24 protein-coding genes, 1 tRNA gene and 1 pseudogene are annotated in these 23920 nt (G+C 67.6%); 12 read left to right on the top strand and 14 right to left on the bottom strand.

All coding sequences use genetic code 11. The features are described 5' to 3' along the window. Positions 1-5: 5 nt before the first annotated feature. Positions 6-1178: a M50 family metallopeptidase gene (locus tag E4P24_RS01650; protein WP_008606066.1), complete on the bottom strand. Its 1173-nt coding sequence runs from the start codon at positions 1176-1178 to the stop codon at positions 6-8. Between the two features lie 87 nt (positions 1179-1265). Between E4P24_RS01650 and E4P24_RS01645 the strand changes: the two genes are divergently transcribed. The 5 genes from E4P24_RS01645 (at position 1266) to E4P24_RS01625 (ending at position 6213) form a co-directional block, all read left to right on the top strand. Next, entirely contained in the window at positions 1266-1655 is a 390-nt protein-coding gene (locus tag E4P24_RS01645; protein ID WP_115860580.1) for a cupin domain-containing protein, read from the top strand. 140 nt (positions 1656-1795) lie between these two features. Then, a complete protein-coding gene (locus E4P24_RS01640) occupies positions 1796-3850 on the top strand; it encodes a DEAD/DEAH box helicase (protein ID WP_188148017.1) in 2055 nt (684 codons plus the stop codon). A 71-nt stretch (positions 3851-3921) separates the two neighbouring features. Beyond that, positions 3922-5778 (top strand): SLC13 family permease, encoded by a 1857-nt coding sequence (locus tag E4P24_RS01635; RefSeq protein ID WP_115802089.1) that lies wholly within the window; start codon positions 3922-3924, stop codon positions 5776-5778. Positions 5779-5827: 49 nt separating this feature from the next. Next, a tRNA-Pro gene (locus E4P24_RS01630) sits at positions 5828-5900 on the top strand. 121 nt (positions 5901-6021) lie between these two features. Next, a complete protein-coding gene (locus E4P24_RS01625; protein ID WP_115802074.1) occupies positions 6022-6213 on the top strand; it encodes a hypothetical protein in 192 nt (63 codons plus the stop codon). Positions 6214-6274: 61 nt separating this feature from the next. On the opposite strand, the pseudogene E4P24_RS01620 reads toward E4P24_RS01625, so the two are convergent. Together E4P24_RS01620 and E4P24_RS01615 are read right to left on the bottom strand one after the other, a co-directional pair. Beyond that, positions 6275-6559: pseudogene (locus E4P24_RS01620) on the bottom strand (hypothetical protein). Between the two features lie 3 nt (positions 6560-6562). Then, a complete protein-coding gene (locus E4P24_RS01615; RefSeq protein WP_115802073.1) occupies positions 6563-8176 on the bottom strand; it encodes a spermidine synthase in 1614 nt (537 codons plus the stop codon). A 137-nt stretch (positions 8177-8313) separates the two neighbouring features. Between E4P24_RS01615 and E4P24_RS01610 the strand changes: the two genes are divergently transcribed. Continuing rightward, complete coding sequence (locus E4P24_RS01610; protein ID WP_188148016.1) at positions 8314-9003, top strand: hypothetical protein; 690 nt, start codon at positions 8314-8316, stop codon at positions 9001-9003. A 66-nt stretch (positions 9004-9069) separates the two neighbouring features. On the opposite strand, the gene E4P24_RS01605 is transcribed toward E4P24_RS01610, so the two are convergent. The 3 genes from E4P24_RS01605 to E4P24_RS01595 all read right to left on the bottom strand — a co-directional run bounded on the left by E4P24_RS01605 (position 9070) and on the right by E4P24_RS01595 (position 10532). Beyond that, positions 9070-9669 (bottom strand): L-threonylcarbamoyladenylate synthase, encoded by a 600-nt coding sequence (locus E4P24_RS01605; RefSeq protein WP_006600763.1) that lies wholly within the window; start codon positions 9667-9669, stop codon positions 9070-9072. 93 nt (positions 9670-9762) lie between these two features. Then, complete coding sequence (locus tag E4P24_RS01600; protein ID WP_004045368.1) at positions 9763-10269, bottom strand: redoxin domain-containing protein; 507 nt, start codon at positions 10267-10269, stop codon at positions 9763-9765. Then, positions 10269-10532 carry a glutathione S-transferase N-terminal domain-containing protein gene (locus tag E4P24_RS01595; RefSeq protein ID WP_004045367.1) on the bottom strand — a complete coding sequence of 88 codons (264 nt, stop codon included), beginning with the start codon at positions 10530-10532 and terminating at the stop codon, positions 10269-10271. The genes E4P24_RS01600 and E4P24_RS01595 overlap by 1 nt, the downstream gene beginning before the upstream one ends. A 260-nt stretch (positions 10533-10792) precedes the next feature. Between E4P24_RS01595 and E4P24_RS01590 the strand changes: the two genes are divergently transcribed. Then, complete coding sequence (locus E4P24_RS01590) at positions 10793-12106, top strand: hemolysin family protein (protein WP_006600764.1); 1314 nt, start codon at positions 10793-10795, stop codon at positions 12104-12106. Between the two features lie 67 nt (positions 12107-12173). Here the strand turns inward: E4P24_RS01590 and E4P24_RS01585 are convergent, their stop codons facing one another. Genes E4P24_RS01585 through E4P24_RS01575 form a run of 3 tightly spaced genes read right to left on the bottom strand, consistent with a single transcriptional unit; the run spans position 12174 to position 13855 of the window. Next, on the bottom strand, positions 12174-12449 hold the full coding sequence (locus E4P24_RS01585; protein WP_115802071.1) for a hypothetical protein: 276 nt from the start codon (positions 12447-12449) through the stop codon (positions 12174-12176). After that, complete coding sequence (locus E4P24_RS01580; protein WP_008606070.1) at positions 12446-13645, bottom strand: inorganic phosphate transporter; 1200 nt, start codon at positions 13643-13645, stop codon at positions 12446-12448. The genes E4P24_RS01585 and E4P24_RS01580 overlap by 4 nt, the downstream gene beginning before the upstream one ends. A 42-nt stretch (positions 13646-13687) precedes the next feature. Then, the gene (locus E4P24_RS01575) at positions 13688-13855 is read right to left on the bottom strand and encodes a hypothetical protein (RefSeq protein WP_006600765.1); all 168 of its coding nucleotides are present in this window, start codon (positions 13853-13855) and stop codon (positions 13688-13690) included. A gap of 96 nt (positions 13856-13951) precedes the next feature. On the opposite strand from E4P24_RS01575, the gene E4P24_RS01570 reads away from it, so the two are divergent. Further along, positions 13952-14920, top strand: coding sequence for a winged helix-turn-helix domain-containing protein (locus tag E4P24_RS01570; RefSeq protein ID WP_188148015.1), 969 nt, complete (start codon positions 13952-13954; stop codon positions 14918-14920). 207 nt (positions 14921-15127) lie between these two features. Here the strand turns inward: E4P24_RS01570 and E4P24_RS01565 are convergent, their stop codons facing one another. Then, positions 15128-15646, bottom strand: a complete 519-nt coding sequence (locus tag E4P24_RS01565; RefSeq protein WP_188148014.1) for a metallophosphoesterase — start codon at positions 15644-15646, stop codon at positions 15128-15130. Positions 15647-15807: 161 nt separating this feature from the next. On the opposite strand from E4P24_RS01565, the gene E4P24_RS01560 reads away from it, so the two are divergent. Then, the gene (locus tag E4P24_RS01560) at positions 15808-16752 is read left to right on the top strand and encodes a cation diffusion facilitator family transporter (RefSeq protein ID WP_188148013.1); all 945 of its coding nucleotides are present in this window, start codon (positions 15808-15810) and stop codon (positions 16750-16752) included. Positions 16753-16832: 80 nt separating this feature from the next. Here E4P24_RS01560 and E4P24_RS01555 read toward each other — a convergent pair whose 3' ends face one another. Further along, on the bottom strand, positions 16833-17858 hold the full coding sequence (locus tag E4P24_RS01555; protein ID WP_188148012.1) for a low specificity L-threonine aldolase: 1026 nt from the start codon (positions 17856-17858) through the stop codon (positions 16833-16835). Positions 17859-17973: 115 nt separating this feature from the next. On the opposite strand from E4P24_RS01555, the gene E4P24_RS01550 reads away from it, so the two are divergent. Continuing rightward, entirely contained in the window at positions 17974-19056 is a 1083-nt protein-coding gene (locus tag E4P24_RS01550; RefSeq protein WP_188148011.1) for an aminopeptidase, read from the top strand. A gap of 279 nt (positions 19057-19335) precedes the next feature. Next, entirely contained in the window at positions 19336-19488 is a 153-nt protein-coding gene (locus E4P24_RS01545) for a hypothetical protein (RefSeq protein ID WP_004045356.1), read from the top strand. A 5-nt stretch (positions 19489-19493) separates the two neighbouring features. On the opposite strand, the gene lrp is transcribed toward E4P24_RS01545, so the two are convergent. Continuing rightward, positions 19494-19952, bottom strand: a complete 459-nt coding sequence (lrp, locus tag E4P24_RS01540) for an HTH-type transcriptional regulator Lrp (RefSeq protein ID WP_004045355.1) — start codon at positions 19950-19952, stop codon at positions 19494-19496. A 126-nt stretch (positions 19953-20078) separates the two neighbouring features. Here lrp and glnA point away from each other — a divergent pair, with 126 nt between their 5' ends. Then, complete coding sequence (glnA, locus tag E4P24_RS01535) at positions 20079-21449, top strand: type I glutamate--ammonia ligase (protein ID WP_188148010.1); 1371 nt, start codon at positions 20079-20081, stop codon at positions 21447-21449. Between the two features lie 132 nt (positions 21450-21581). On the opposite strand, the gene E4P24_RS01530 is transcribed toward glnA, so the two are convergent. Beyond that, complete coding sequence (locus tag E4P24_RS01530) at positions 21582-22547, bottom strand: phosphatase PAP2 family protein (protein ID WP_004065476.1); 966 nt, start codon at positions 22545-22547, stop codon at positions 21582-21584. A gap of 1 nt (position 22548) precedes the next feature. After that, the gene (locus E4P24_RS01525) at positions 22549-23886 is read right to left on the bottom strand and encodes a YhjD/YihY/BrkB family envelope integrity protein (RefSeq protein WP_188148009.1); all 1338 of its coding nucleotides are present in this window, start codon (positions 23884-23886) and stop codon (positions 22549-22551) included. Positions 23887-23920: the final 34 nt, after the last annotated feature.

Here is a 23920-nt window from a genome sequence, read left to right as displayed (position 1 = left end):
ACTGGTCAGCGAAGCTGTGCGAGGCCGGCGTCGGAGCGGGGCATGGCGTCGAGCGACCCGCGACTGCGGATGATGTTGAAGGCGGTGACGAGGTCCGACCGGGAGACGAGGCCGACGAGTTCGCCCGCCTCGTCGACGACCGGGAGGCGGCCCACACCGCGTTCCTGCATGAGGGCGATGGCGTCCATCGCGTCGGCGTCGGGGGTGATGGTCGCCAGTTCGTCGCTCATGATGTCGTCGACGCGGAAGGCGTCGCGCTCGACCTCCTTGACGCCGCGGGCGTCGTCGAGGGTGACCATGCCGACGAGGTCGCCGTTTCTGAGCACCGGATACCCCGTGTGGCGCTCGACGAACATGCGTTCGAGAAGCTCCGCGACGGAGGTCTTCTCGTCGACCACGTCGAGGTTCTCGCGGCCGGTCATGATGTCGCGGACGACCACGTCCTGGAACGTCGCCTTGAGGACCGTCTGTTGGGCCTCGCCGGACGCGCCCATGTAGATGAAGAAGGCGAGGGCGACGAGAAACAGGTTGAAAAAGAGGCCGAACAGGCCGAGCAGGAATGCGAACACCTTACCGACCTCGGCGGCCATCTGCGTCGCTTTCGCGTGCGGGCGGTTCCGCGCGAGGAGCGCCCGGAGGACGCGCCCGCCGTCCATCGGGAAGCCGGGGAGCATGTTGAACACGGCGAGAGAAACGTTCACCAACGCGAGATAACCGAGGACGAACTGCGCGGGGGCCTGCGACTCGGGGAGCAACAGGAAGCCGGCGTAGGAGGCGACGCCGATGGCGACCGAGACGACCGGGCCGGCGACGGCGATGGTGAACTCCTGTTTCCAGTCCTCGGGTATCTCCTTGAACCGGGCGACGCCGCCGAAGAGCCAGAGCGTGATGGACTCGATTTCGTAGCCGTAGCGCATGGCGACGAGCGAGTGGCCGAACTCGTGGAGCAGGACGCCGGCGAACAACCCGATGGCGGCCGCGCTCCCGAGCACCCACTGCATCGACCCCGCGGAGATGGCCGCGCCGTCGATGGTCGAGCCGAAGAGGTCGTTGACGATGGCCGCGAGATTCGTCACGTCCGAGCCGATGAGCCACGCGAAAAGCGGGAGAACGATGAGGAACGTGAGGTCCAACTTTATCGGGATACCGAAGACGCTACCGATGCGGATTCCTCGCATACCCGTAGGTAGCCGCGGAGGGGCCTTAAGCAGTCAGGGCGGAGAGACGGGGAAATGCTTACGCGGGCGGGCAATCGACGGGGAGATATGAGCGATTCCCGACCGGAGCCGGTGGTCAAGCGGAGCGCGGACATCGAGTACGAGGCGGTCGGCGCGGCCGACGGGATGTCGAAGGGCGTCCTCGTCTCCGAGGCCGACGGCGCGCCGAACTTCGCCATCCGGCGGTTCGTCCTCGACCCCGGCGCGTCGGTCCCGAAACACACGAACGAGGTCGAACACGAACAGTACGTCCTCTCGGGACGCTACGTCGTCGGCATCGGCGACGAGGAGTACGAGGTCGAAGCCGGGGACTCGCTTCTGATTCCCGCCGGCGTCGTCCACTGGTATCGAAACGAGTCCGACGAGGAGGGGGCGTTCCTCTGTGCGGTCCCCAACGGCGACGACGCCATCGAACTCGCCGCCGACGCCGACGCCTGAGCGCGGTTGCCGTCAGTGGCCGTCGGTTGCCCTCGGGGGTCGGGGCTCGAAGACACGGTACGAAGGCGTGTGCGGGTCGCTATCGAATCTGAGCGGTCGCAGGCGAATCGCTGAAATACCACGTCGCCGTAGCAGGGACCGTGTCTAAACAGGTCACCCGCGTCGACACGCTGTTTCTCCACCAGACGGGCGACGACTACCTCGTCGTCGCCCGCCGGGACGGAAAGCGGGTGCTCCGCGGCAAGCTCGAACTCAAAGAGACGAACGCGGGGCCCCGCCCCCTGCGCTTTCTGGTGACGCGGAAGGGAGAGGATTCGCCGCGCGACCCGAGCCAGTTCGTCGAACTCGCCCGGTCGGCCGCCCGCATCCGCATCTCGCAGCAGACGCCGAAGGACGGCCGCGACGAGCTAAAGGAGATGCTCGACGGCTACCAGCTCGAGGCGCTGACGGTGCGGACCTGCCGCCGCTGTGCCGTCAACGGGCGCTACTCGCCTATCACCGACGACACGGCCATCAAGGCCGAACACGAGCACATCTGCCGCGACTGCGCCGTCCAAGAACTGGAGGGCGAACTCTCATTCGCGGGCGGGCTCACGCAGGCTGCCCAAGAGCGCCTGGAGGAACTGCTGTACGAGACGGGCGACCTGACCCGTATCACGAACCTACTGCAAGGCGAGTTGGACCCCGACCTGACGAAGTTCGACACCATCAGCGCGACGACGGAGGACGTGGAGTTGGTCGAGACGAGCACGCTCGACCTCCACCCGAACCTGAAATCGATGCTGACGGAGCGCTTCGACACCCTGCTCCCCGTCCAGAGCCTCGCCATCGACAACGGCCTGCTCGACGGCGACGACCAACTCGTGGTGAGCGCGACGGCGACCGGGAAGACGCTCGTCGGCGAACTCGCCGGTATCAACCGGATGCTGAACGACGACGGGAAGATGCTGTTTCTCGTCCCGCTCGTCGCGCTCGCCAACCAGAAACACGAGGACTTCAAGGAGCGCTACGGCCACCTCGGGAAGGTGACCATCCGCGTCGGCGCGAGCCGAATCAACGACGACGGCAACCGCTTCGACCCGAACGCCGACGTCATCGTCGGCACCTACGAGGGTATCGACCACGCGCTCCGGACGGGCAAAGACCTCGGCGACATCGGCACGGTCGTCATCGACGAGGTCCACACCCTGAAAGAAGAGGAACGCGGCCACCGCCTCGACGGGATGATAGCCCGCCTGAAACACTACTGCGAGTCCCGCGCGGACCGCAGCGAGGGTTACGGCGGCGCGCAGTGGATTTACCTCTCTGCGACCGTCGGCAACCCGAAGTGGCTCGCACAGAACCTCCGGGCGAACCTCGTCGAGTACGAAGACCGCCCCGTGCCCATCGAGCGCCACGTCACCTTCGCCGACGGCCAAGAGAAGCCGCGAATCGAAAACCGCCTCGTGCGGCAGGCGTTCGACTCGAAGTCCTCGAAGGGCTACCGCGGTCAGACCATCATCTTCACCAACTCCCGGCGGCGGTGTCACGAAATCGCCCGGAAGATGGACTACAACGCCGCGGCGTACCACGCCGGCCTCGACTACGGCCAAAGAAAGCGCGTGGAGCGACAGTTCGCCAATCAGGACCTCGCGGCCGTCGTGACGACCGCCGCGCTCGCCGCCGGCGTCGACTTCCCGGCGTCGCAGGTCATCTTCGACACGCTGGCGATGGGCATCGAGTGGCTCTCCGTCCAGGAGTTCAGCCAGATGCTCGGCCGCGCCGGCCGCCCCGACTACCACGACAAGGGCGTCGTCTACCTGCTCGTCGAACCCGACGCGAGCTATCACAACACGATGGAGATGACCGAAGACGAGGTGGCGTTCAAACTCCTCAAAGGCGAGATGGAGGAGGTTCGAACGGTGTACGACCAGTCGTCGGCCGTCGAGGAGACGCTGGCGAACATCGTCGTCGCCGGCACGAAGGCCAAGGCGCTCAACAACCGGATGCTCGGTGAGTTGCCGACGACCCACGCGGTGGGGAAGCTCTTGGAGTGGGGCTTCATCGACGGCCTCGACCCGACGCCGCTCGGCCTCGCCGTGACCCGGCAGTTCCTCTCGCCGAAGGAGGCGTTCGCCATCCTCGACGGCATCCGAAAGGGGTCGTCGCCGTACGAAATCGTCGCCGACCTCGAACTCGACGAGGAAGGCCGGTAGCGACGACGCGCTCGGCCGAGAGACAGTCCGAATCCCGCACGCTTTTTGGCCGCCGACGCGTCGATGACCGCGTGGTAGCGATAACGCCGGACATCCTCGTCGTCTTCGCCGTCATCCTCGTCGCGCTGGCGTTCTTCGCAACCGAACCCGTCCCGGTCGACGTGACGGCCATCGGCGTGATGGTGTCGCTGATGCTGATTCAGCCGGCCTCCGAGGCGCTCGCCTCGGCCGGGATGCTCGGCGCGCCAATCGTCCTGTTCGAGTCCTACCCCGGCGACGCGCTCTCGGGGTTCGCCAACACGGCGACGCTGACCGTCCTCGCGATGTTCATCCTCAGCGAGGGCGTCCAGCGGACCGGCATCATCCAGCTTCTGGGCGCGAAGATATCGACGTTCACCGGCGACAGCGAACTCCGACAGCTCGGCGCGACCGTCGGCGTCGTCGGTCCCATCTCCGGCTTTATCAACAACACCGCCGCGGTCGCCATCCTGCTCCCGATGGTGACCGACCTCGCGGAGCGCGGGCGAACCTCGCCGTCGAAGCTCCTCTTGCCGCTGTCGTACGCGTCGATGTTCGGCGGCATGCTGACGCTCATCGGTACGTCGACCAACATCCTCGCCAGCGACGTCTACTCGCGCATCACGGGCGAAGCGCCCTTCTCGATGTTCGAGTTCACCGCGCTCGGCGCGGTGGTGATGGCCGTCGGCGTCGTCTACCTCATGACAATCGGCCGTCGGCTCACCCCGGAGCGAATCGAACCCCGACGGGACCTGACCGAGGAGTTCGAGATGGCGGAGTACCTGACCGAGGTCGTCGTCCGCGAGGACTCCCCGCTCGTGGGCCAGCAGGTCCAGCGGGCGCTCGTCGAGACGGAGTTCGACGTCGACCTCCTCCAACTCATCCGCGGCGAGAGCGTCTTCCTCGAACCGCTCGGCCCGAAGGAGATTCAGCCGGGCGACGTGTTCACCCTCCGAACCGACCGCAACACGCTCGTCGAACTGCTCGACGTGGAGGGCCTCGACCTCGTGCCGGCGACCGTCACCGAGGACGAACTCGAACTCGCCGACCGCGGCCAGAACCTCGTCGAAGTCGTCGTCGCGCCGGGGTCCGCGCTGGTCGGAGAGTCGCTCGCCTCGGCGAGTTTCAGACAGCGGTACGACGCGACCGTGCTCGCGCTCCGCCGGGGCGGCGAACTCATCCGCCGACGGATGGACAACCTCCCGCTCCGCGTCGGCGACACGCTGCTCGTGCAGGCGACCGTCGAGAGCATCGAGCGCCTCGACAACAACCGCAACTTCATCGTCGCCCAGGAAATCGAGCGCCACGACTACCGCGAGTCGAAGATTCCCGTCGCCGTCGGCATCGTCGCCGGCGTCGTCGCGCTCGCCGCGCTCGGCTTCCTGCCCATCGTCGTCGCCGCGCTCCTCGGCGCGCTCGCCATGGTCGCCACGAAATGTCTCCGGCCGACCGAACTGTACGACGCCGTCCAGTGGGACGTTATCTTCCTGCTCGCGGGCGTCATCCCGCTCGGCATCGCAATGGAGAACTCCGGGGCCGCCGGCCTCCTCGCGGAACTGGTCGTGATGACCGGCGACTACCTCCCCCTCATCGCCGTCCTCGGCGTGTTCTACTTCGTGACGGCGCTCCTGACGAACGTCATCTCGAACAACGCGAGCGTCGTGCTCATGATTCCGGTCGCCATCGAGGCCGCGGCGACGCTCGGCGCCGACCCGTTCTCGTTCGTCCTCGCGGTCATGTTCGCGGCGTCGACGGCCTTTATGACCCCCGTCGGCTACCAGACGAACCTGTTCGTCTACGGTCCCGGCGGCTACAAGTTCACGGACTACATCCGCGTCGGCGGCCCGCTCCAGTTGCTTCTCGGCGTGGTGACGACTATCGGCGTCGCGTACTTCTTCCCCCTGACCTGACGGGGCGGAACGAAACCCTTTACTCCGCGACGGGGAGAGCCGTATGTGCGGGACCGTGGGTTAGCCTGGTATACTTCGGGCCTTGGGTGCCCGTGACCCCGGTTCGAATCCGGGCGGTCCCATTTTGACTCTGACCTGATACGTGAGTGCCGCATGTCGTGTTCGGGAGAGGGCCGCAGGAACGAGAACCACGAGACGGCGGCGGGAAGACTTTTGCAACGAGCGGGAAACGTCTCGACTGAGATGTCAATCCAGCCGCTCGATGTTCTCGGCGGGGTCATGTTCCTCGCCGGCCTCGCGGTCGTGACCGGCGTGGTCGCGTCCGCGGTCGCCGCGGGTCAGCGCCTCGGCGTCGGTGCTCTGCTCATGGTGCTCGGAACGGCCGCCGTCGCCGGGCCGCGCATGTATCAAACAGCCCTCGAAGCGACGAACTAACCGGCATCGCCCCCATCCGGCCCGTTTTTCTGGCCGTCAGGTCGAGTGTGCGGCCGCAGAGTTACCGCCGCTCGGTTCGATACCAGAATCGACAGCCGACGGGCGGCTCGCCGGCGTCGACATCGAGTCGGCGGAGAAACAGGTCGCGGACCGCGAAGGTGACGACCAGTTCGACCGAGCCGTCGCCCGCACGTTCGACCGCCTCGTCAGCCGGTCGGTCGCTGCCGGCCGGGCGCGCGCGGGCAACCTAATGGCCGTCGCGTTCGACGGTCGACTCGACGACGCCCTCGGTCCAGCGGTCGCGGTCGTGCGTCGGCTCTCTGGCGTGGATTCTGTCGTGAACCATCGCCTACGCCGCCCTCACGGCCGTGCCGGCGACCGCGCTCCGGGTAGTGGCGTTCCTGTCGGCCGCGCGCTGTTCGGTCTCGTTCGTCCGCTGGACGACGTAGCGTTGGCCGACCATCGGGTCCAAGAGGCTATCGACCGGGGCGCGGTCGTCGGTGAGGAGCGGCACGTCGTCGGTGGGTTCGTCGTTCCGGTACGATGTGAGTTCGGCCGCGAGGTCGATGCCGATATTCCGGTTCCGGTTCCGACGTTGAAGCTCCTCGGCGGTCACGAGCGTCTCGTCTTTCGTCGCCACGACCTCGATGTTCTGGACGACGACGCGCCCGGCGGTGGGGAAGCTGTACACCTGCGGGTAGACCGACTGTATCGTCTTGTACTCCGCGCGGTAGAACTGCGAGGCCGGGCCGCTGGGCGCGGAGATGACGTTGGCGAACAGGACGCCGTCGTCGTCGAGGCGGTCCGACGTGAGCTGCATGAACTCCTGTGTCGTCAGCTGGAACGGGACCTTGTCTTTCTGGTAGGCGTCGAGGACGATGAGGTCGTACGTCCGGTTCGTCTCCCGGAGATACTGCCGGCCGTCCATCGTGTGGACGTTGAGTCGCGGCGACTCCTCGACGCGGAAGTACTCCTCGGCGACGTCGACGACTTCGGGGTCGAGTTCGACCACGTCGACGGTCACGTTCGGGTACTTCTCCAAGAACACGCGCGGGCCGGTGAACCCGCCGCCGCCGACGAACAGCACGCGGTCGATATCGTCGGACAACAGGAAGGGGACGTGAAAGTACGACGTGTAGTCGAAGACGTGCCGCGTCGGGTCGTCGAGGTCCATCGCGCTGTGGGGCTGGCCGTCGAGGTAGAGCGTCCGCGTCCCGCCCGCGTCGGCGACGCGAAGCTCTTGGTAGGCAGTCTGGGTGTGGTAGACGGTGCTGCCGCGGGAGTCGAGACCGACGCCGCCGGTCGCGGACGCGAGGACGAGGATGGCGGCGATGCCGACGCTCCAGACCGCTTCCTCTCGACCGATTTCGGGTCGGACGAGCGCGAGCGCCGTCACGACCGAGACGAGGCCGAAGACGAGTCCGATGTTGGTGACGCTCAGGGACGGGATGAGAACGTACGTGGTGGCGAACGCGCCGATGATGCTCCCGACGGTGCCGACGGCGTAGACGTGCCCCGAGGCCGACCCCACGTCGGTCCGCCCGGAGAGTTCCGCCGCGTAGGGACTGATGAAGCCGAGGAAGTAGGTCGGCGGCCCGAACAGGAGCGTGATGGCGGGGAGCGACGCGAATCGGCTCGGGACGGGGAGGCCGGCGGTCGACTGGATGAACAGGTCGCCGAGGAGAATGACGCCCGCGATGTACGCCGCCGTGCCGATGAAGACACGGGCGAGCGCGCCGTTCGACGCCTGTTCGGCCTGCTGTCCGCCCCGGTGGTAGCCGAGGCTCAGCGCCGCGAGGAAGACGCCGATGATGCTCCCCCACGTGTAGATGCTGCTGCCGAACTCGGGAGCGACCATTCGCCCGGCGAGAATCTCCAGACCCATGCTCGTGACCCCGGAGACGAACACGGCGAGTTCGGGCCGCGTCATCCGGAGCCACGAGCCGGCGGCGGTCGATGCCATGTCAGTAAGCCAAGGGACACGACCGTATTAATTCACGCACGGCGGCGAATCAGACGACGCGAGTCCGGTTCGGGACCCGCCGCCTCCGCGGCGCGCTCGCGCGAACGTTCTTGTCCGATGCCGGGTCCAGCCCTCCCGTGTCCGCTCTCGTCGCCGCCTCCGACCTCGCTCGCGCCGCGTACTGCCCGCGACAGCTCTACTACGCCCGCCGCGACGACGACCGAACGCCGCCGCCCGCGGTCCGCGAGGTTCGCGCGCTCGCCTTCGACTACCCCGACCTGCTCGACGCGACCGACGACGAACTCGCGTCGCGGCCGATTTCGGTGTCGCCCGCGGCGTACCGCGAGCGCCTCGCCCGACTCCGCGAGCGCGACGACTGGGACGCGCTCACCGACCCCGTCGCCCGCGACGAACTCCTCGCGGGCAAGGACTGCCGCGGCGTCGCGCACAAACTCGTCGGCGCGCCCGACGGCGAGGGGGACCGACCGCCAGTGCCGGTTCCCTCGCTCGTCTCGCCGGGCGAACCGCCCGAGCGCGGCGTCTGGGAGCCCCAGCGCGTCAGGGCCGTCGCGCTGGCGAAGGCGCTCGCGTGGGAGCGCGAGGCACCGGTGCCGCGGGCGCTGGTCGAGTACCCGGCGGTCGGCGTCGTCCGGACGGTCGGGCTCACGACCGGGAACAAGGCGGCCTATCGGCGGGCGCTCCGCGTCGCCCGCGACCTCGATTTCGTCCCGTCGCGGCTCCGCGACTCCGCGAAATGCGAGTCCTGTACCTATCGGGAGCGCTGCGGCGTGAAAACGTGGTCGCTGTCGTCGTTACTCGGTCGATGAGGGCGGCGTCCGCGGTGACTCCGGGTCGCCGTGGCTCAGGGTTGCCTCGTCGTCGCGCCCGTCGGGTTACGCGTCGTCGTCGTGCTCGTCTAACCACGCCTCGATGTCGTCGGCCATCGCGCCGCGGCGGTGGACGACGCCGCGGCCGGGGTCGACGACGGTGCTCTCGGTTCCGGGTGTCGTCCCGCCGTCGAGGACGACGGCGACCGCGTCCCGAATCTCGTCGGAGAGCTGCGAGGGATGCGTGATGCTCCCGGTTCCGGAGCGGTTGGCGCTGGTCGCGGTGACCGGCGTCCCGGCCGCGCGGAAGAGGTCGACCGCGAGTTCGTGGTCGGGGATGCGGACGCCGACGCGGTCTTTCCCGGCGACGAGCGCGTCCGGCAGGCTGTCGCGTCGCTCCACGACGACCGTCACCGGACCGGGGAGGAACCGGCGCATGAAGGCCTCCTCGCGGTCGTCGACCTCGACGAACTCCAGCGCGGCGTCCACGTCGGGGAAGCCGGCGGAGAGCGGGTTGTCTCGGTCGCGGCCCTTGATGTCGAAGACGCGTTCGACCGCGTCGGCGTTCGTCGCGTCCGCGCCCATGCCGTAGACCGTCTCGGTCGGGTAGACGACCGCCTCGCCGCGGCGGATGGCGGCGGCGGCACGCTGTACGTCGTCGCTCATGTACGAACCGACGCGCAACGGGCGAAAAAGCGTGACGAAACGGCGATTCCGCGCGGGCGAATGCGGTCGACGCGGCGAGCGTCGGGAAGCGGCTTACAGGTCGTCGAGGGCGTCGGCGATGCCCTCGTAGTCCGGGAAGTCCGGCCACTCCGCGGCGACCCAGCGGTACTGGACCGTCCGCTCCTCGTCGAGGAGGAACACGGCGGGGCGGTGTTCGGTGACGCCGGCCATGCCGTCGAGGTCGTGTTCGAGGTCGTAGTCGGCGGCGACGCCGGCCGCGGGGTCCGAAAACAGGCGGGCGTCCACGCCGCGCTCCGCGAGGAACGACTTGTGCTCGTACGGCGACGAGATGGAGACGCCGACCGTCTGTACCTCGTCGGGGACGCCGCGGTCGCGGAGTTCGTTCCAGACGTACGTCGCGGGGAACGCGCCCGCCATCGTGTGAAACACGAGGAGGACGGGCCCGTCGTCGGTGAGGTCCGAGAGGGCGGCGTCCTCCCAGAACTCCGCGTTGACGAGCGGGCGGGTGAAGTCCGGGGCGGTGTCGCCCACGGACGGGGCGTCGTGGTCGGGCAGGGAGACGACATCGAACTCCGGCATCAAGCTCCCTCCCCGTAGGTGTGTTCGAGGTAGTCGACGATGTTCGCCGACTCGGACATCGTGACGCCGGTGTTGTCGTCGACGATGGCCGGGACCGAGCGCTTGCCCGAGACGCGCTTGACGACGTTCCGGTCGGAGTGCATCGGCTCGACGAACCGCGACTGGTAGGCGAGACCCTGTTCGTCGAGCGTGCGGACGACCCGCTCGCAGAACGGGCACGCTTGCAGTCGGTACAGCGTAATCGCCGGTTGCTCGTCTGCCATGGGCGGCTGTTAGGAAGAGCGTCGCCTAAGCCCTTCGCTCGCGGGCATCCGCGCCGCAACATCGGTTCGACGGCCGGACCGGGGAGAACGAACGACGCGCCGGCCGAGGCAGTGTCGAGGGCAACTCTTAATTCCGGTCCCGCGCAAGACAGTGTAGTTACATGGGTTTGCCGCCGATACAGTTACCTCCAGCCTCGACACTCGCGGCCGCACAGGTCTCGAATATTCCGCTGGACGACACGACGATCACAGTCCTCGGCGTGGCTGCGATTATCGTTCTCGTCGGTCTCTCGGCGTTCTTCTCCTCGTCCGAGATCGCGATGTTCTCGCTCGCGAAGCACCGCGTCGACTCGATGGTCGAAGAGGGGATTCCGGGCGCGGAGCGGGTCAAGTCGCTCAAAGACGACCCGCACCGCCTGCTCGTGACCATCCTCGTCGGCAACAACATCGTCAACATCGCGATGTCGTCGCTGGCGACCGGGCTCCTCGCCGTCCTCGACTTCGGCGCGGGCGAGTCGGTCCTCATCTCGACGTTCGGTATCACCACGCTCGTCCTCCTGTTCGGTGAGAGCGCACCGAAGTCCTACGCCGTCGAGAACACGGAATCGTGGTCGCTCCGTATCGCACGCCCCCTGAAGTACGCCGAGCTACTGTTGCTCCCGCTCGTCGTCCTATTCGACCACCTGACGCGGCTCGTCAACCGCGTCACCGGCGGGCAGACCGCCATCGAGACGACGTACGTCACCCGCGACGAGATTCAGAACCTCATCGAGACGGGCGAGCGCGAGGGCGTCATCGAGGAGGAAGAACGCGAGATGCTCGACCGCATCTTCCGCTTCAACTCGACTATCGCCAAGGAGGTCATGACGCCCCGCCTCGACATGACCGCCGTCCCGAAGGACGCGACCATCGACGAGGCCATCGAGACGTGCGTGCAGGCCGACCACGAGCGCGTCCCCGTCTACGACGGGAACCTCGACAACATCATCGGCATCGTCAACATCCGAAACCTCGTCCGCGAGAAGTACTACGGCGAACGCGGCGTCGGCATCGCCGACATCGTCTCGCCGACGCTCCACGTCCCCGAGTCGAAGAACGTCGACGAACTGATGGCCGAGATGCAGGACACCCGGATGCAGATGGTCGTCGTCATCGACGAGTTCGGGACCACCGAGGGGCTCATCACCCTCGAAGACATGGTCGAGGAAATCGTCGGCGACATCCTCGAAGGCGACGAGGAAGAGCCGTTCGAGTCGGTCGACGAGAACACCTACCTCGTCCGCGGCGAGGTCAACATCGACGAGGTCAACGAGATGCTCGACATCGAACTCCCCGAGGGCGAGGAGTTCGAGACGCTCGCCGGCTTCATCTTCAACCGCGCCGGCCGCCTCGTCGAGGAGGGCGAAGAAATCAGCTACAACGACATCGTCATCCGCATCGAGCAGGTCGACAACACGCGCATCATGAAAGCACGCATCCGGACCAACGCGGGCATCGAAGCCGCCGACGGCAACGGCGACGACGACGAGGAGAACGGCGGCGACGAGGAAGCGGAAGTCGAGCCCGACACCTGACCTGACCTGACGACGCGACGGAGTCGCCACCGCCGACACCCGGTCGAACCCGTTTTCCGACCGCGAGTTATCCGAGGAGCGTAACCGACAGCACCACGAGCACCAGCGACGCCAGCGCGAGAACCACCAGTCCGGTCGCGTCGGCGGTGCCGTCGCCGAGCCGTCGCGCCCGTCCGCGGAAGCGAATCGCCAGCGCGAACGCGCCGAGGCCGACGGTCCCGAAGGCGAACCCGCGGAGCGAGATGCCGGTCACGACCGCCATCGCGACGTGGTAGACGCCGAAGGCGGCCCAGAGCGCGGACACGAGGGTGGTAAGCGCGACGCGGAGCGCACGGACGTTCACACGCCGAGTACGCTCGACGCGAGCGTAAAGACGCCGTAGCCCAGTCCGAGCGCGAGGGCGAGCGAGCCAATCCACGCGAGAACGGTGTAGAGCATCTTCCGCCCGGAGACCCCCGAGCCGCCGGCGGCGTAGCCCGAACCGATGATGGCGCTGACGATAATCTCGTTAAAGGAGACGGGGACGCCGAGCGCGACGGCGGTCTGGGCGATGGCGAACGAGGGAATCATCGCCGCGATGGAGCGCCGCGGCCCGAGCGAGGAGTAGTCCTGCGCGAGCGCCTTAATCATGCGCGGCGCGCCGGTCCACGACCCCGCGAGGAGGCCCAGTCCGCCGCCGACGAGGAGCGCCGGGAGCGGGACCGCGACCACGTCGAGGAGGGGAACGAGCGGCCCGATGGCGAGACCGACCTGACTGCCGCCGGCAGAGAAGGCGACGAGGCCGCCGAGAACGAGCAGGAAGCGCCGCTGGCCGCGAGTCTTGTCGGTCGTCACCCAGCGGCCGACTACGGCGGCGGCGGCGAGCGCGACGAGAAGCGAGGCGGCGACGAACCAGCCCGTCTCGCCGAGGACGCCGAGACCGGTCAGTTCGACCGCGGCGGCCCGGGCGACCGAGGCCGACCCCGACGCGCCGCCGAGTCCCGCGAACTCCATGTTGGCGACGAGCAGACCGACGAGGCCGGCGAGCGCGGGGACGGTCCACCGCTCGGAGACGCCGTCGGCGCGGAGGAGTCGGGCGGTCGCGTACGACGCGCCGCCGCCGACGAAGGGCGTGAGCACCCACAGCGAGACGATTTGTTGGTACTTCGACCACGCGGGGTCGCCGCCCATGGCGAGGCCGACGCCGACGACCGCGCCGGTGACGGTGAAGGCGGTCGCGATGGGGTAGCCGGCGAAGACGCCGATTGCGACGAGCACCGCGGCGGTGAGGAGCGCGACGACCGCGGCCCCCGCGGTCAGCGTGACGCCGCCGATGAGTTCCGTCCCGACCGCGTTGGTGACGTTCGCACCTTGCAGAAACGCTCCGGCGAAACCGAGCAGGCCGACGATGAAGCCCGCGCGCATCACCGAGATGGCGTTGGCTCCGACGGCGGGCGCGAACGGCGTCGACCCCGACGACCCCGCGCCGATGGCCCACGCCATGAACAGGCTGGCGAGCGCGGCGACGACGAACGTGGCGAGCGTTCCGGCGGCTACCACGGGGCGACACCTCGGCGGTCGTCGGCAGTTGTCCGGTCCATGTCAGCGGCGGCGCGCCTCGTCGTAGCCCTCACTCAGTCCGAGGAGCGTCCGCCGGACGAGGAGATAGCCGAAGAAGACGAAAAGCAACAACGCGGCGAGCAACCCGACGAACACGGGATTCCCCGCGAGAAAGTCGACGAGGCCGTCTACGACCAAAGGGTCGGTCATGTGGGTGGGTTCGGCGGGCACGAGGTATAGCAATTTCGGCGAGGCGTCGTGAAAGAATACGAACACTCATGGGAAGCGGTGAGTAACGCCGATTCGATGGCCGACCTCATCCCCTCCAGCCCGGGCGACCCGGACGACGACCGGGACGACCGAGACCCCAAGGTCATCGGCCTCGACAGCGACGAGGCGGACGACCTCCTCGGCGCAATCTCCTCGTCGACCGCCCGGACGGTCCTCGCGTCGCTCCACGAGTCGCCGGCGACGCCCTCCGACCTCGCCGCCGAAATCGACACGTCCCTCCAGAACGTCCAGTACCACCTCGGCAACCTCTCGGAAGCGGGCCTCATCGAAGTCGCGGACACGAGGTACTCCGAGAAGGGCCGCGAGATGAACGTCTACACGCCCGCTGACCGGGCGCTCGTCGTCGTCGCCGGGCGCGAAGACGAGACGAAGGGTCTGAAGGGCGCGCTCACGCGCCTCATCGGCGGCGTCGGCGTCCTCGGCATCGGCGCGGCCGTCGTGAACCGGCTCGCCCGTGTCGGGTCGGTGCTTCCGTTCGGTCTCGGAGGCTCGACCGGCGGCGCGGGCGACTCCGGTGCCGGCCAGAGCGGCGGCTCGGGAGCCGACCTCAACGCGACCCGGACAGCCGATTCGGTGAACGCCACTCCCGCGACGGCCGAGACGGCATCGACCCCGACGAGGACGGCCACAGAGACGGTGACGACCGACGGCGGCGGTGGGTTCAGCATCGCCGAGGCGACCACGACCGCGGATTCGACGACGCAGACCGCGGAAGCGACCCGAACCGCGGTCGAGTCGACGCCGACCGTGACGGAAGCCGCGCAGACCGCGACGGAGACCGTGACCGCGACGCCGACGCCGACGCAGACGCCGGTTCCGGACACGACGGCCGCGCAGACGGCCACGGAGACCGCGGCGCGGGTCACGTCCGGGTCGGGCGGACTCGCCGAGACCATCGGGACGCTCTCGCCGGGGACGCTGTTCTTCCTCGGCGGGCTGACCGTGCTTCTCGCGTGGGTCGCGGTGGGCGTGCTGCGTGACTAAAACGGCTGTTTGAGCTTACGGTGCGTATTTGATACCCTCACCCGTAGGAGTGAGTGCGAGGTCGCGCGTGGCCCCCGACGACGACGGGGCTGCCATCCGTGCCCCCTGCCCCTCTCCCCGTCGTCTCGCGCGGCCTCGGACTGCCCCCCAACAGACCCGCTCCGGTCTGTTCCCGCTGCTTCTTCCGGCCCTCCACCGGACTTCGCCCTATTCGTCGGGGACGATACGGAACGTCTCGAACGTCTCGCCGTCGACCGTGACGAGTCGCCCGCGGAGGCCGCCGTCCGGCAGTTCCTCCAGTTCCGCGTGCGCCTTGCGGTTGCCCCGCGGTTGGGCGTGGCTCCCCGGGTTGAGGAGCGGAATCGCCCCGGTGCCGTGGAAACCCGGCCGGTGGCTGTGCCCGAAGATGACCGCGTCGGCCCCGCGCTCGCGGCCGAACATCGACAGCGCGGTGTTCCCGCCGCGGCGGGTGTGCGTCACCGCGAACTCGACGCCGCCGTAGGTGACGTTCCGCGCCGCGGGAATTCGGTCGCGAATCTCGGAGCCGTCGTTGTTGCCGTACACCGCGAGGAAGCTGTCGGCCTCGTCGACGAACGCGTCGAGGACGGACTCGCGCATGAAGTCGCCCGCGTGGACGACGAGGTCGGCCTCGCGGACCGCGTCGAGGGTTCTGTCGGTCAGGCGATGACCGTCCGTGCTGTGGGTGTCGGAGACGACGACGAGCATGCGCGGGGCTAGGGACCGGAGGGATTGAAACCTACCGACTGCGGTGTCGGGTCGTCGGGACCGGTCGAGGCTGGTCGGGGACACGGGGTCGCCGCGGTCGGCGAGCAGTGTCCCGGTTCCTCGTCGGTAGCTCTATCCGAGCGGGGGGAGTGGCCCACGATATGGCAGGCAGTACGTCCGTCGTCGTCGCCGCGCTCTTCGCGAACGGGGCGATTGCGATTCTCAAGTTCCTCGGCTATCTCGCGACCGGGAGTCCCTCCATGCTCTCCGAAACGTATCACTCCATCTCCGACACCGGCAACCAGGTGTTTCTCCTCATCGGCATCCGCGACAGCAAGCGCGGCGAGACGCAGTCGCATCCCTTCGGCCACGGGAAGTCGCAGTTCTTCTACTCGTTTCTCGTCTCCGTGATGCTGTTCGGTATCGCCGGCTGGGAGTCGGCCAAACACGGCTACGACGCCCTGATGCACCCCGGCCACGGCGGGGGCGGTGAGGCGCTCGTCCTGCTCGGTTTCGAAATCGAGCCCGTGTTGGTCAACGTCGCCATCCTCCTCGGCGCAATCGCCTTCGAGAGCTACGCCTTCCTGAAGGCGAACGCCGAACTCCGCCGGCAGATAGAGGAGTACGAGTGGAGCGGCCTCGTCGAGGCCTTCCGGCAGACGAGCGACGTGACGACGCTCACGGCGTTCACCGAGGACACCGTCGCACTCACCGGCGCGGTGCTCGCGCTCGTCGGCATCGGCCTCACCGAACTCACGGGCAACGAACTGTTCGACGCCGGCGCGGCGCTCCTCATCGGGATACTGCTCATGGGCTTCGCCATCGCGCTCGCGTGGGAGAACAAGCGCCTTCTCATCGGTGAGAGCGTCCCCGTTGACGAAGAACAGGCCCTCCGCGACATCGTCAAAAACGACCCGCGGGTCGTCCATATCGACCACTTCCGCGCGTCCTACGTCGGCCCCGAGAAACTGCTCGTCGCCCTCGACGTGAGCTTCGACCCCGAACTCGACACCGAAGAACTGGACGACCACATCACCGAAATCGAGTCCGAACTCAGGGCGGCCGACGACCGGGTGCACTTCGTCTACATCGAACCCGAACTGTAATCAGAACGGACCGAGTGGGCCGCCACCGACCGACCGCGACTCACCGCGGCTTCCACCGACTCACTGCGGTATCCACCGACTCACCGCGATTCGACCGCGTCGGCGACGAGTTCGACCGCTGTTTCGACATCCTCACGCGAGACGTTCAGATTCGTCGTAAAGCGGGTGTGGTACTCGCCGAACGTCCCGCCGAGGACGCCCGCGTCGTCGCACAGTTCGACGAACTTCTCAGCTGTTAGCCCCGCGTCTTCGGAGTTGACGACGACGATGTTCGTGTCGGGGGTGGGGACCGACAGGCCGGAGACGGCGTCGAGACCCTCGGCGAGGACGCGGGCGTTTTCGTGGTCGTCGGCGAGGCGTTCGACGTTGTCGAGCGCGACGAGCCCCGGCGCGGCGATGAGACCGGCCTGCCGCATCCCGCCGCCGAACTGCTTTCTGACGCGGACGGCCTCCTCGATGAACGCCTCGGGACCGGCGAGTATCGAGCCGACGGGCGCGCCGAGCCCCTTGGAGAGACAGAACATCACCGTGTCCACGCGTTCGACCATCGCCGTCGGGTCCTCGTCGAGGGCGACGCAGGCGTTGAACAGGCGCGCGCCGTCGAGGTGGACCGGAATCCCGAGGTCGCCGGCGGCGTCGGCCGCAGCGTCGATATCGGCTTTCGGAATCGCGACGCCGCCGCGGGCGTTGTGGGTGTTTTCGAGGCAGAGGACGCCCGTGCCGGCGACGTGAAGCGACTCCTCGCGGGCGTCGGCGCGGACCTGTTCGGGCGTCGGCGCGGCGCGCTCGCCGGCGTCGTAGGCGCGGACTTGCAGGCCCGAGAGTTGGGCGAAGCCGCCGACCTCCCACTTGTAGACGTGCGCCTTCTCGTCCACGAGCGCCTCTTGGCCGGGGTCGGCGTGGACGCGGACGGCGATTTGGTTGCCCATCGTCCCCGACGGCACGAACAGCGCGGCCTCCTTGCCGACCAGTTCGGCGGCGCGCGCTTCGAGTTCGTTCACGGTCGGGTCGTCGCCGTACACGTCGTCTCCGACGGCGGCGTCGCGGGCGGCCTCGCGCATCTCGTCGGACGGGAGCGTGACGGTGTCGCTTCGGAGGTCAATCATGCGCGGAGAGACCGCGCCGACGGAGATATAATCGGTGGTCCGCGGGGCGTTGTCGGCCGCGTCGCAATATTTGCGCTTCGAAAGGTGTTTGCCCCGGGGACACACACGACGCGGTATGGACCCGCGCATCCGCGAGCACGCACAAACCATCGTCGACCACTCCACGAGCGTCGAAGCCGGTGACAACGTCGTCGTCTCCGCGCCCTCGGTGGCCGAGGACCTCGTCACGGCCATCCACGAACTGCTCGGCGACCGCGGCGCGAACGTCGTCGCGATGGACGCGAACCCGCGGTTCACCCGCGCGTTCCTCCGCGCCGGCGACGACGACTACGAGACGCCCGAGCACGTGCTGGCGCTCTACGAGGAGACGGACGTCATCATCCGCGTTCGCGGCGAGACGAACGCGACCGAACAGAGCGACGTGCCGCCGGAGACGAACGCCGCGTACAAGCGCGCCTACAAGCCCGTACAGGGCGAGATGCTCACGAAGCGCTGGTGTCTCACCCAGTACCCCGCGAAGGGAAGCGCCCAGCTCGCGGGTATGAGCACCGAAGCCTACGAGAACTTCGTCTACGACGCCGTCACCCTCGACTGGGACGCGCAGGGCGAACTCCAACAGCAGTTGGTCGACATCCTCAACGACGGCGACGAGGTCCGCATCACGTCGGGCGACGAGACCGACGTGACGATGAGCATCGCCGGCAACACCGCCATCAACGACACGGCCGAGCACAACCTCCCCGGCGGCGAGGTGTTCACCGCGCCCGTGAAGGACTCCGTGAACGGCGAGGTCCACTTCGACCTGCCGCTGTACCGGCAGGGCCGCGAGGTCTCCGGCGTCCGCGTCCGCTTCGAGGACGGCGAGGTCGTCGACTACTCCGCTGAGGGGAACGAGGAGGTCTTAGACGGCGTGTTCGACACCGACGAGGGCGCGCGCTACCTCGGCGAACTCGGCATCGGCATGAACCGCAGCATCGACCAGTTCACCTACAACATGCTGTTCGACGAGAAGATGGGCGACACCGTCCACATGGCCGTCGGCTCGGCGTACCCCGAGACGGTCGGCGCGGACAACGAGCTCAACGAGAGCGCCGAGCACGTCGACATGATCGTCGATATGTCCGAGGACTCGGTCATCGAGGTCGACGGCGAGGTCGTCCAGCGAGACGGCACGTTCGTCTTCGAAGACGGGTTCTGACCGGACCGCCGGCTCCGCCGGGCAGCAAAAACTCGCAACATTTCGTCTCCAGTTTATCCACCGAGGAATCGCGCCACGTCATCGGGTTTTCCAGTCGAAACAGTAGCCTTCGAACGGCCGCCGAAATCGACCCGGAAACGCGGGGTTCGGACGGAGCGTATCGACCGAAAACCGTAGATTCTCCAGTCGAAGCGGTTCCCGTCCGGATACAGACAATTTGATGACAACTATACACACACGCCAGTAGATTTATTCCGCCCAGTCGACGAACACGAACCGATGCCAGCGGTTCAGTGCCGGGAGTGTGGACGCGACGTGGCGGTCCACGAGATAGAGACGACGACGAAGACGACGCCCGACGGCTTCGACACGCGATATCGGTGTCCCTACTGCAAGTCGGAGATGCGCGACGTAAAAACGCGAATCGTCTGACGGCGTTACTCTTCGAGGTCGAGGTCGAACTGCTCGTTTTCGGTGACGGCGTTGAGCACGACCGAGGTGTTGGACTCGCGGATGTCCGCGTCGGTGAGCAGTTTCTTGATCTGCGTGTTCATGCCGTCGGTGTCGCGGAACTTGCCGATGGCGATGATGTCGTAGTCGCCGGTGACCTCGTACACCGAAATCATCTGCTTTTCGGCGCGGAGGCGCTCTGTAATCTCGGGGAGCGCGGAGCCCTCGACTTTGAGTTGGATGACCGCGGTCACGTCGTAGCCGAGCGCGTCGTAGTTCACCCGCGGCGTGTAGCCCTCGATGACGCCTTCGTCTTCGAGGTCTCGCAGGTGGTTCGAGACGGTCGTCACCGACACGTCGAGCTCTTCGGCGAGGCTTCGCAGACTCGCTCGACCGTCGCCGAGGAGCGCATTGATGAGCTTCGCGTCGAGGTTTTCGTACGTCATTACATCCAAAGACCGTCCGGGGGCATTAGAATTTTACGAATATCCAATTCTGTGGCGAGGTGCGGGGAATTGCATTAAGCGGAAATGTCTTTATAGTGCGGGTGTTCGAATCGCGTGTTCAGGAAAATGACGGAAGACAACGCACTCACCGACGGCGGCCTGAGCGACGAGGCACAGGCAGTCATCGACGAAATCGAAGAGAAGAACGTCGACTTCCTCCGACTCCAGTTCACCGACATTCTCGGAACGGTGAAGAACGTCTCCATCCCGGCTTCGCAGGCCGAGAAGGCGTTCACCGAGGGCATCTACTTCGACGGTTCCTCCATCGACGGCTTCGTGCGCATCCAGGAGTCCGACATGCGCCTCGAACCCGACCCGTCGACGTTCGCCGTCCTCCCGTGGCGGAAGAAGGAAAACAGCGCCGCCGGCCGTCTCATCTGTGACGTGTTCAACACGTCCACCGGCGAGCCCTTCAGCGGCGACCCGCGCGGCGTCCTCAAGCGCGCTATCGAGCGCGCCGAGGAACTCGGCTATGACGTGAACGTCGCTCCCGAACCGGAGTTCTTCCTGTTCGAAGAAGACGAAGACGGCCGCGCGACGACCGTCACGAACGACGCCGGCGGCTACTTCGACCTCGCCCCGAAGGACCTCGCGTCCGACGTGCGCCGCGACATCATCTACGGCCTCGAAAGCATGGGCTTCGACATCGAAGCCTCGCACCACGAGGTCGCCGAGGGTCAGCACGAGATTAACTTCACGTACGACGACGCCCTCTCGACGGCCGACAACGTCGCAACGTTCCGGTCCGTCGTCCGCGCCATCGCGGCCGAACACGACCTCCACGCGACGTTCATGCCCAAGCCAATCCCGCGCATCAACGGCTCCGGCATGCACACGCACATCTCGCTGTTCAAGGACGGCGAGAACGCGTTCCACGACGGCGACGACGAGTTCGACCTGAGCGACACGGCCAAGAGCTTCGTCGCGGGCATCCTCGACCACGCGCCCGCCATCACGGCGGTCGCTGACCCGACGGTCAACTCCTACAAGCGCCTCGTCCCCGGCTACGAAGCGCCGGTCTACATCGCGTGGTCCGACCGCAACCGCTCGGCGCTCATCCGCAAGCCGGCCGCCCGCACGCCGGCCGCCTCGCGCATCGAGGCCCGCTTCCCCGACCCGTCCTGTAACCCGTACCTCGCGTTCGCCGCGCTCATCCACGCCGGTCTCGACGGCGTCGAGAAGGACCTCGACTGCCCCGACCCGGTCCGCGAGAACATCTACGAGTTCGACGAGGCAAAGCGCGAAGAGTACGGCATCGAGACGCTCCCGAAGGACCTCGGCGGCGCCGTCGACGCCCTCGAAGAGGACGAAGTCATCCAGGAGGCCCTGGGCGACCACGTCTTCGAGAAGTTCGTCGAAGCCAAGCGCTCCGAGTTCAAGGACTACCTCGTCGACGTCTCCCAGTGGGAGCTCGACCGGTACCTCGAGACGTTCTAAGCGTCGCGCACGCCCAACACCGATTTTTCTTTCGCGCCCGCTCGCCGGAGAGCGACAGCCACCGGTATCGCAGTCGGCGAGAAACCAGAGACAACACTACCTAGAACCGGAGCAACACACCGAAACAGGCTCTCAGTCGGCGCGCCGGGTCGCTCCGTTTCCGAGCCCGAGTCGGCCCTGTATCCGCGGCGCGACGAGGATGAACGCGACCACCGCCGCGGTGACGAGCACCGTCACCGGAACCGAGGCGTCGGCAACGTCGACGCCGACCCAGAGGCCGCCCGCGCCGAGGAACGCGACGAGCGCGACCGGCGGCGACAGCGTCGGGAGCGACTCGTGGCCGGCGAGTCGCGTCCAGCCGAGGAGACCGCCGAGCGACCCGCCGAGCGCCGCCGCGGCGTTTTCGGTGTGCCCGGAGAGACCCGTGGCGAACACCACCGCGAGCGCGAGGACGCTGAGGCCGGCCGCGATGGCGAACAGGCGCGCCGGGTCGAGATGGCCGGTCGCGTCGGGGTCGTCCGCGGCGGCGACCACGGACACCGCCTTCAGGAAGCCGAGGCCAAGGAGGACGCCGACGACGATGTCGACACCGTAGTGGACGCCGAGGAAGACCCGCGAGAGCGAGACGATGCCGACGACGACCGCCGCGGCGACGAGCCGGCGGCGACGGTCCCACACGTCGAGAAGCGAGACCGCGGCCCCGTAGACGACGGTCGTCCCGAGGGCGTGGCCGCTCGGGAACCCGAAGCCGTCGTCCGTCGTGAACGAGACGAACAGGTCCGAAAGCGGCGACGGCCACGCGGGCGCAGCGGCGACGGCCGCGGTCGGCGGTCGCGGCAGGGCGAAGCCGACTTTCAGCGCGGTGACGAGCGCCAGCGACCCGAGCGCGAGGCCGACGAAGGAGGCCGCGGTTCGCCGCGGGCGCGCCGTGATTCGGGGCCGACAGAGCCAGTACAGCGAGGTGAACGCGACGAAGAAGAACCACTGGTCTCCGAGTTGGGTGACGAGACCGAACAGGAAGACGAGCGCGTCCGGGGCGTCCGCGAGCACCAACTCCCCGAACCCGCGGGTCTGAAGCGAAAGCGCGGACCGGAACATCTCAGCCGCGGCGTTTGCGGACCGCGTCGATGGCGCGCCCGGGGACGCCGAGGGCGCTCAGGCCGATGCCGAAGATGACGAACAGGACGTAGAGTCCGAGCGTCGATAGGAAGATGATGAGCATGGCGACGACCGCGATGAGGTCCGACTGGAGGTAGTGAAACGCGCCGAGCGTGAGGACGACGCCGTAGCCGAGCACGAGGTAGGGACCCCACCCGCGGGCCTTGCCGCGGCGCATCCGGCGGCGGACGTAGCGCTTCAACTCGGCTTCGAGCTTGGGCTTTTCGACCGTCCGGTCGGTCACGTCGTCCTCGAATGCGTCGAGGTCGGCCCGAAGTTCCTCGACCTGCGATTCCAGCTCCTCGATGTCGGGAGCGCCGCGCGGGGAGACGGACGCGCCGGTCTCCGCGTCGTCGGCGTCCTCCGTCCGCGGCCCATCGGTGTCACCTCGGTCGTCGCTCATATCCGTACGAGCGTCATGTCGGCCTCCCGTATGTTGTACCTGCCGGTCCACTCCGGGCGGTCCCCCCGGCGGGTCACGCGGTTCTGCGGGCGACGCGTCGCCCCCGACCCCCGCGAGGACCGCGTTGACGACCGCGCCGGAAAGCAGGATGAGCCCCGAGAAGTAGAACCACGTCACGAGCAACAGGAGCGTCCCGAGCGCGCCCGCGACCGACGCGCCGGCCACCGACGCGTAGATGCCGAAGCCGACCCCGAGGAGGGTCCAGCCGACGGCCGCGAAGACGGTCCCCGGCACGACCTGTCGCGGCGAGAGGTCGGCGTCGGGGAAGACGTAGTACAGCGGGAAGAACGCCGCACAGAGCGTGAGCAACAGCAAAAGCGGCGAGAGCAGTTGGAGAAACGGCACGTCGAGGAGGCCGAGCAGCGCGGTCAGCACCGCGACGCCGATGGTGCCGACGCCGATGCTGGCGAGGGCGATAGCGCCGTCGCGGAGCTGGTCGAGGAGGCCACCCGCCTCGGAGCCGTAGATGCGCGAGAAGGCGATGTCGAGGCCGCGAAAGAGCTTCAGCGCGCCCCACACCGTCAGCCCGAGGCTCACCGCCCCGACGCTTCCCTGCCCGGTTCGGTCGGAAAGCGCCTCCTCGACGAGGTCCTGTCCGGTCGGGACGAGGTACTGCTCGACGAGCGTCTGGAGTTGCGCCTGCAGTTCCGCGCCGCCGACGGCGGTGGCGACGACGACGCCGAGGACGAGAAGCGGAATCAGCGAGACGAGCGCGTAGTACGAGATGCTGGCCGCGAGAAACGAGATTTCCTTCTCCCGAATCGTGTCGACGACCGCCCGCGCGACGGGAACGGCGGTTCGGATGTTGGCGCTCACGTATCACCGAAACGACACGGGAGGCAAAGAAGCT

Origin of the sequence: Haloferax sp. AS1, assembly GCF_014530665.1 — an archaeon.
GTDB lineage: Archaea > Halobacteriota > Halobacteria > Halobacteriales > Haloferacaceae > Haloferax > Haloferax volcanii.
The sequence above is the reverse complement of the archived record's forward strand: the minus strand, read 5'-3'. Positions and strand labels throughout refer to the sequence as shown.

Bases quoted from the DNA above. Each gene is read 5' to 3' on its own strand.
- E4P24_RS01650 (WP_008606066.1), bottom strand. From the start codon at position 1,178: ATGCGAGGAATCCGCATCGGTAGCGTCTTCGGTATCCCGATAAAGTTG.
- E4P24_RS01645 (WP_115860580.1), top strand. From the start codon at position 1,266: ATGAGCGATTCCCGACCGGAGCCGGTGGTCAAGCGGAGCGCGGACATC.
- E4P24_RS01625 (WP_115802074.1), top strand. From the start codon at position 6,022: ATGTCAATCCAGCCGCTCGATGTTCTCGGCGGGGTCATGTTCCTCGCC.
- E4P24_RS01615 (WP_115802073.1), bottom strand. From the start codon at position 8,176: ATGGCATCGACCGCCGCCGGCTCGTGGCTCCGGATGACGCGGCCCGAA.
- E4P24_RS01605 (WP_006600763.1), bottom strand. From the start codon at position 9,669: ATGAGCGACGACGTACAGCGTGCCGCCGCCGCCATCCGCCGCGGCGAG.
- E4P24_RS01600 (WP_004045368.1), bottom strand. From the start codon at position 10,269: ATGCCGGAGTTCGATGTCGTCTCCCTGCCCGACCACGACGCCCCGTCC.
- E4P24_RS01595 (WP_004045367.1), bottom strand. From the start codon at position 10,532: ATGGCAGACGAGCAACCGGCGATTACGCTGTACCGACTGCAAGCGTGC.
- E4P24_RS01575 (WP_006600765.1), bottom strand. From the start codon at position 13,855: ATGACCGACCCTTTGGTCGTAGACGGCCTCGTCGACTTTCTCGCGGGG.
- E4P24_RS01570 (WP_188148015.1), top strand. From the start codon at position 13,952: ATGGCCGACCTCATCCCCTCCAGCCCGGGCGACCCGGACGACGACCGG.
- E4P24_RS01565 (WP_188148014.1), bottom strand. From the start codon at position 15,646: ATGCTCGTCGTCGTCTCCGACACCCACAGCACGGACGGTCATCGCCTG.
- E4P24_RS01560 (WP_188148013.1), top strand. From the start codon at position 15,808: ATGGCAGGCAGTACGTCCGTCGTCGTCGCCGCGCTCTTCGCGAACGGG.
- E4P24_RS01555 (WP_188148012.1), bottom strand. From the start codon at position 17,858: ATGATTGACCTCCGAAGCGACACCGTCACGCTCCCGTCCGACGAGATG.
- E4P24_RS01550 (WP_188148011.1), top strand. From the start codon at position 17,974: ATGGACCCGCGCATCCGCGAGCACGCACAAACCATCGTCGACCACTCC.
- E4P24_RS01545 (WP_004045356.1), top strand. From the start codon at position 19,336: ATGCCAGCGGTTCAGTGCCGGGAGTGTGGACGCGACGTGGCGGTCCAC.
- lrp (WP_004045355.1), bottom strand. From the start codon at position 19,952: ATGACGTACGAAAACCTCGACGCGAAGCTCATCAATGCGCTCCTCGGC.
- glnA (WP_188148010.1), top strand. From the start codon at position 20,079: ATGACGGAAGACAACGCACTCACCGACGGCGGCCTGAGCGACGAGGCA.
- E4P24_RS01530 (WP_004065476.1), bottom strand. From the start codon at position 22,547: ATGTTCCGGTCCGCGCTTTCGCTTCAGACCCGCGGGTTCGGGGAGTTG.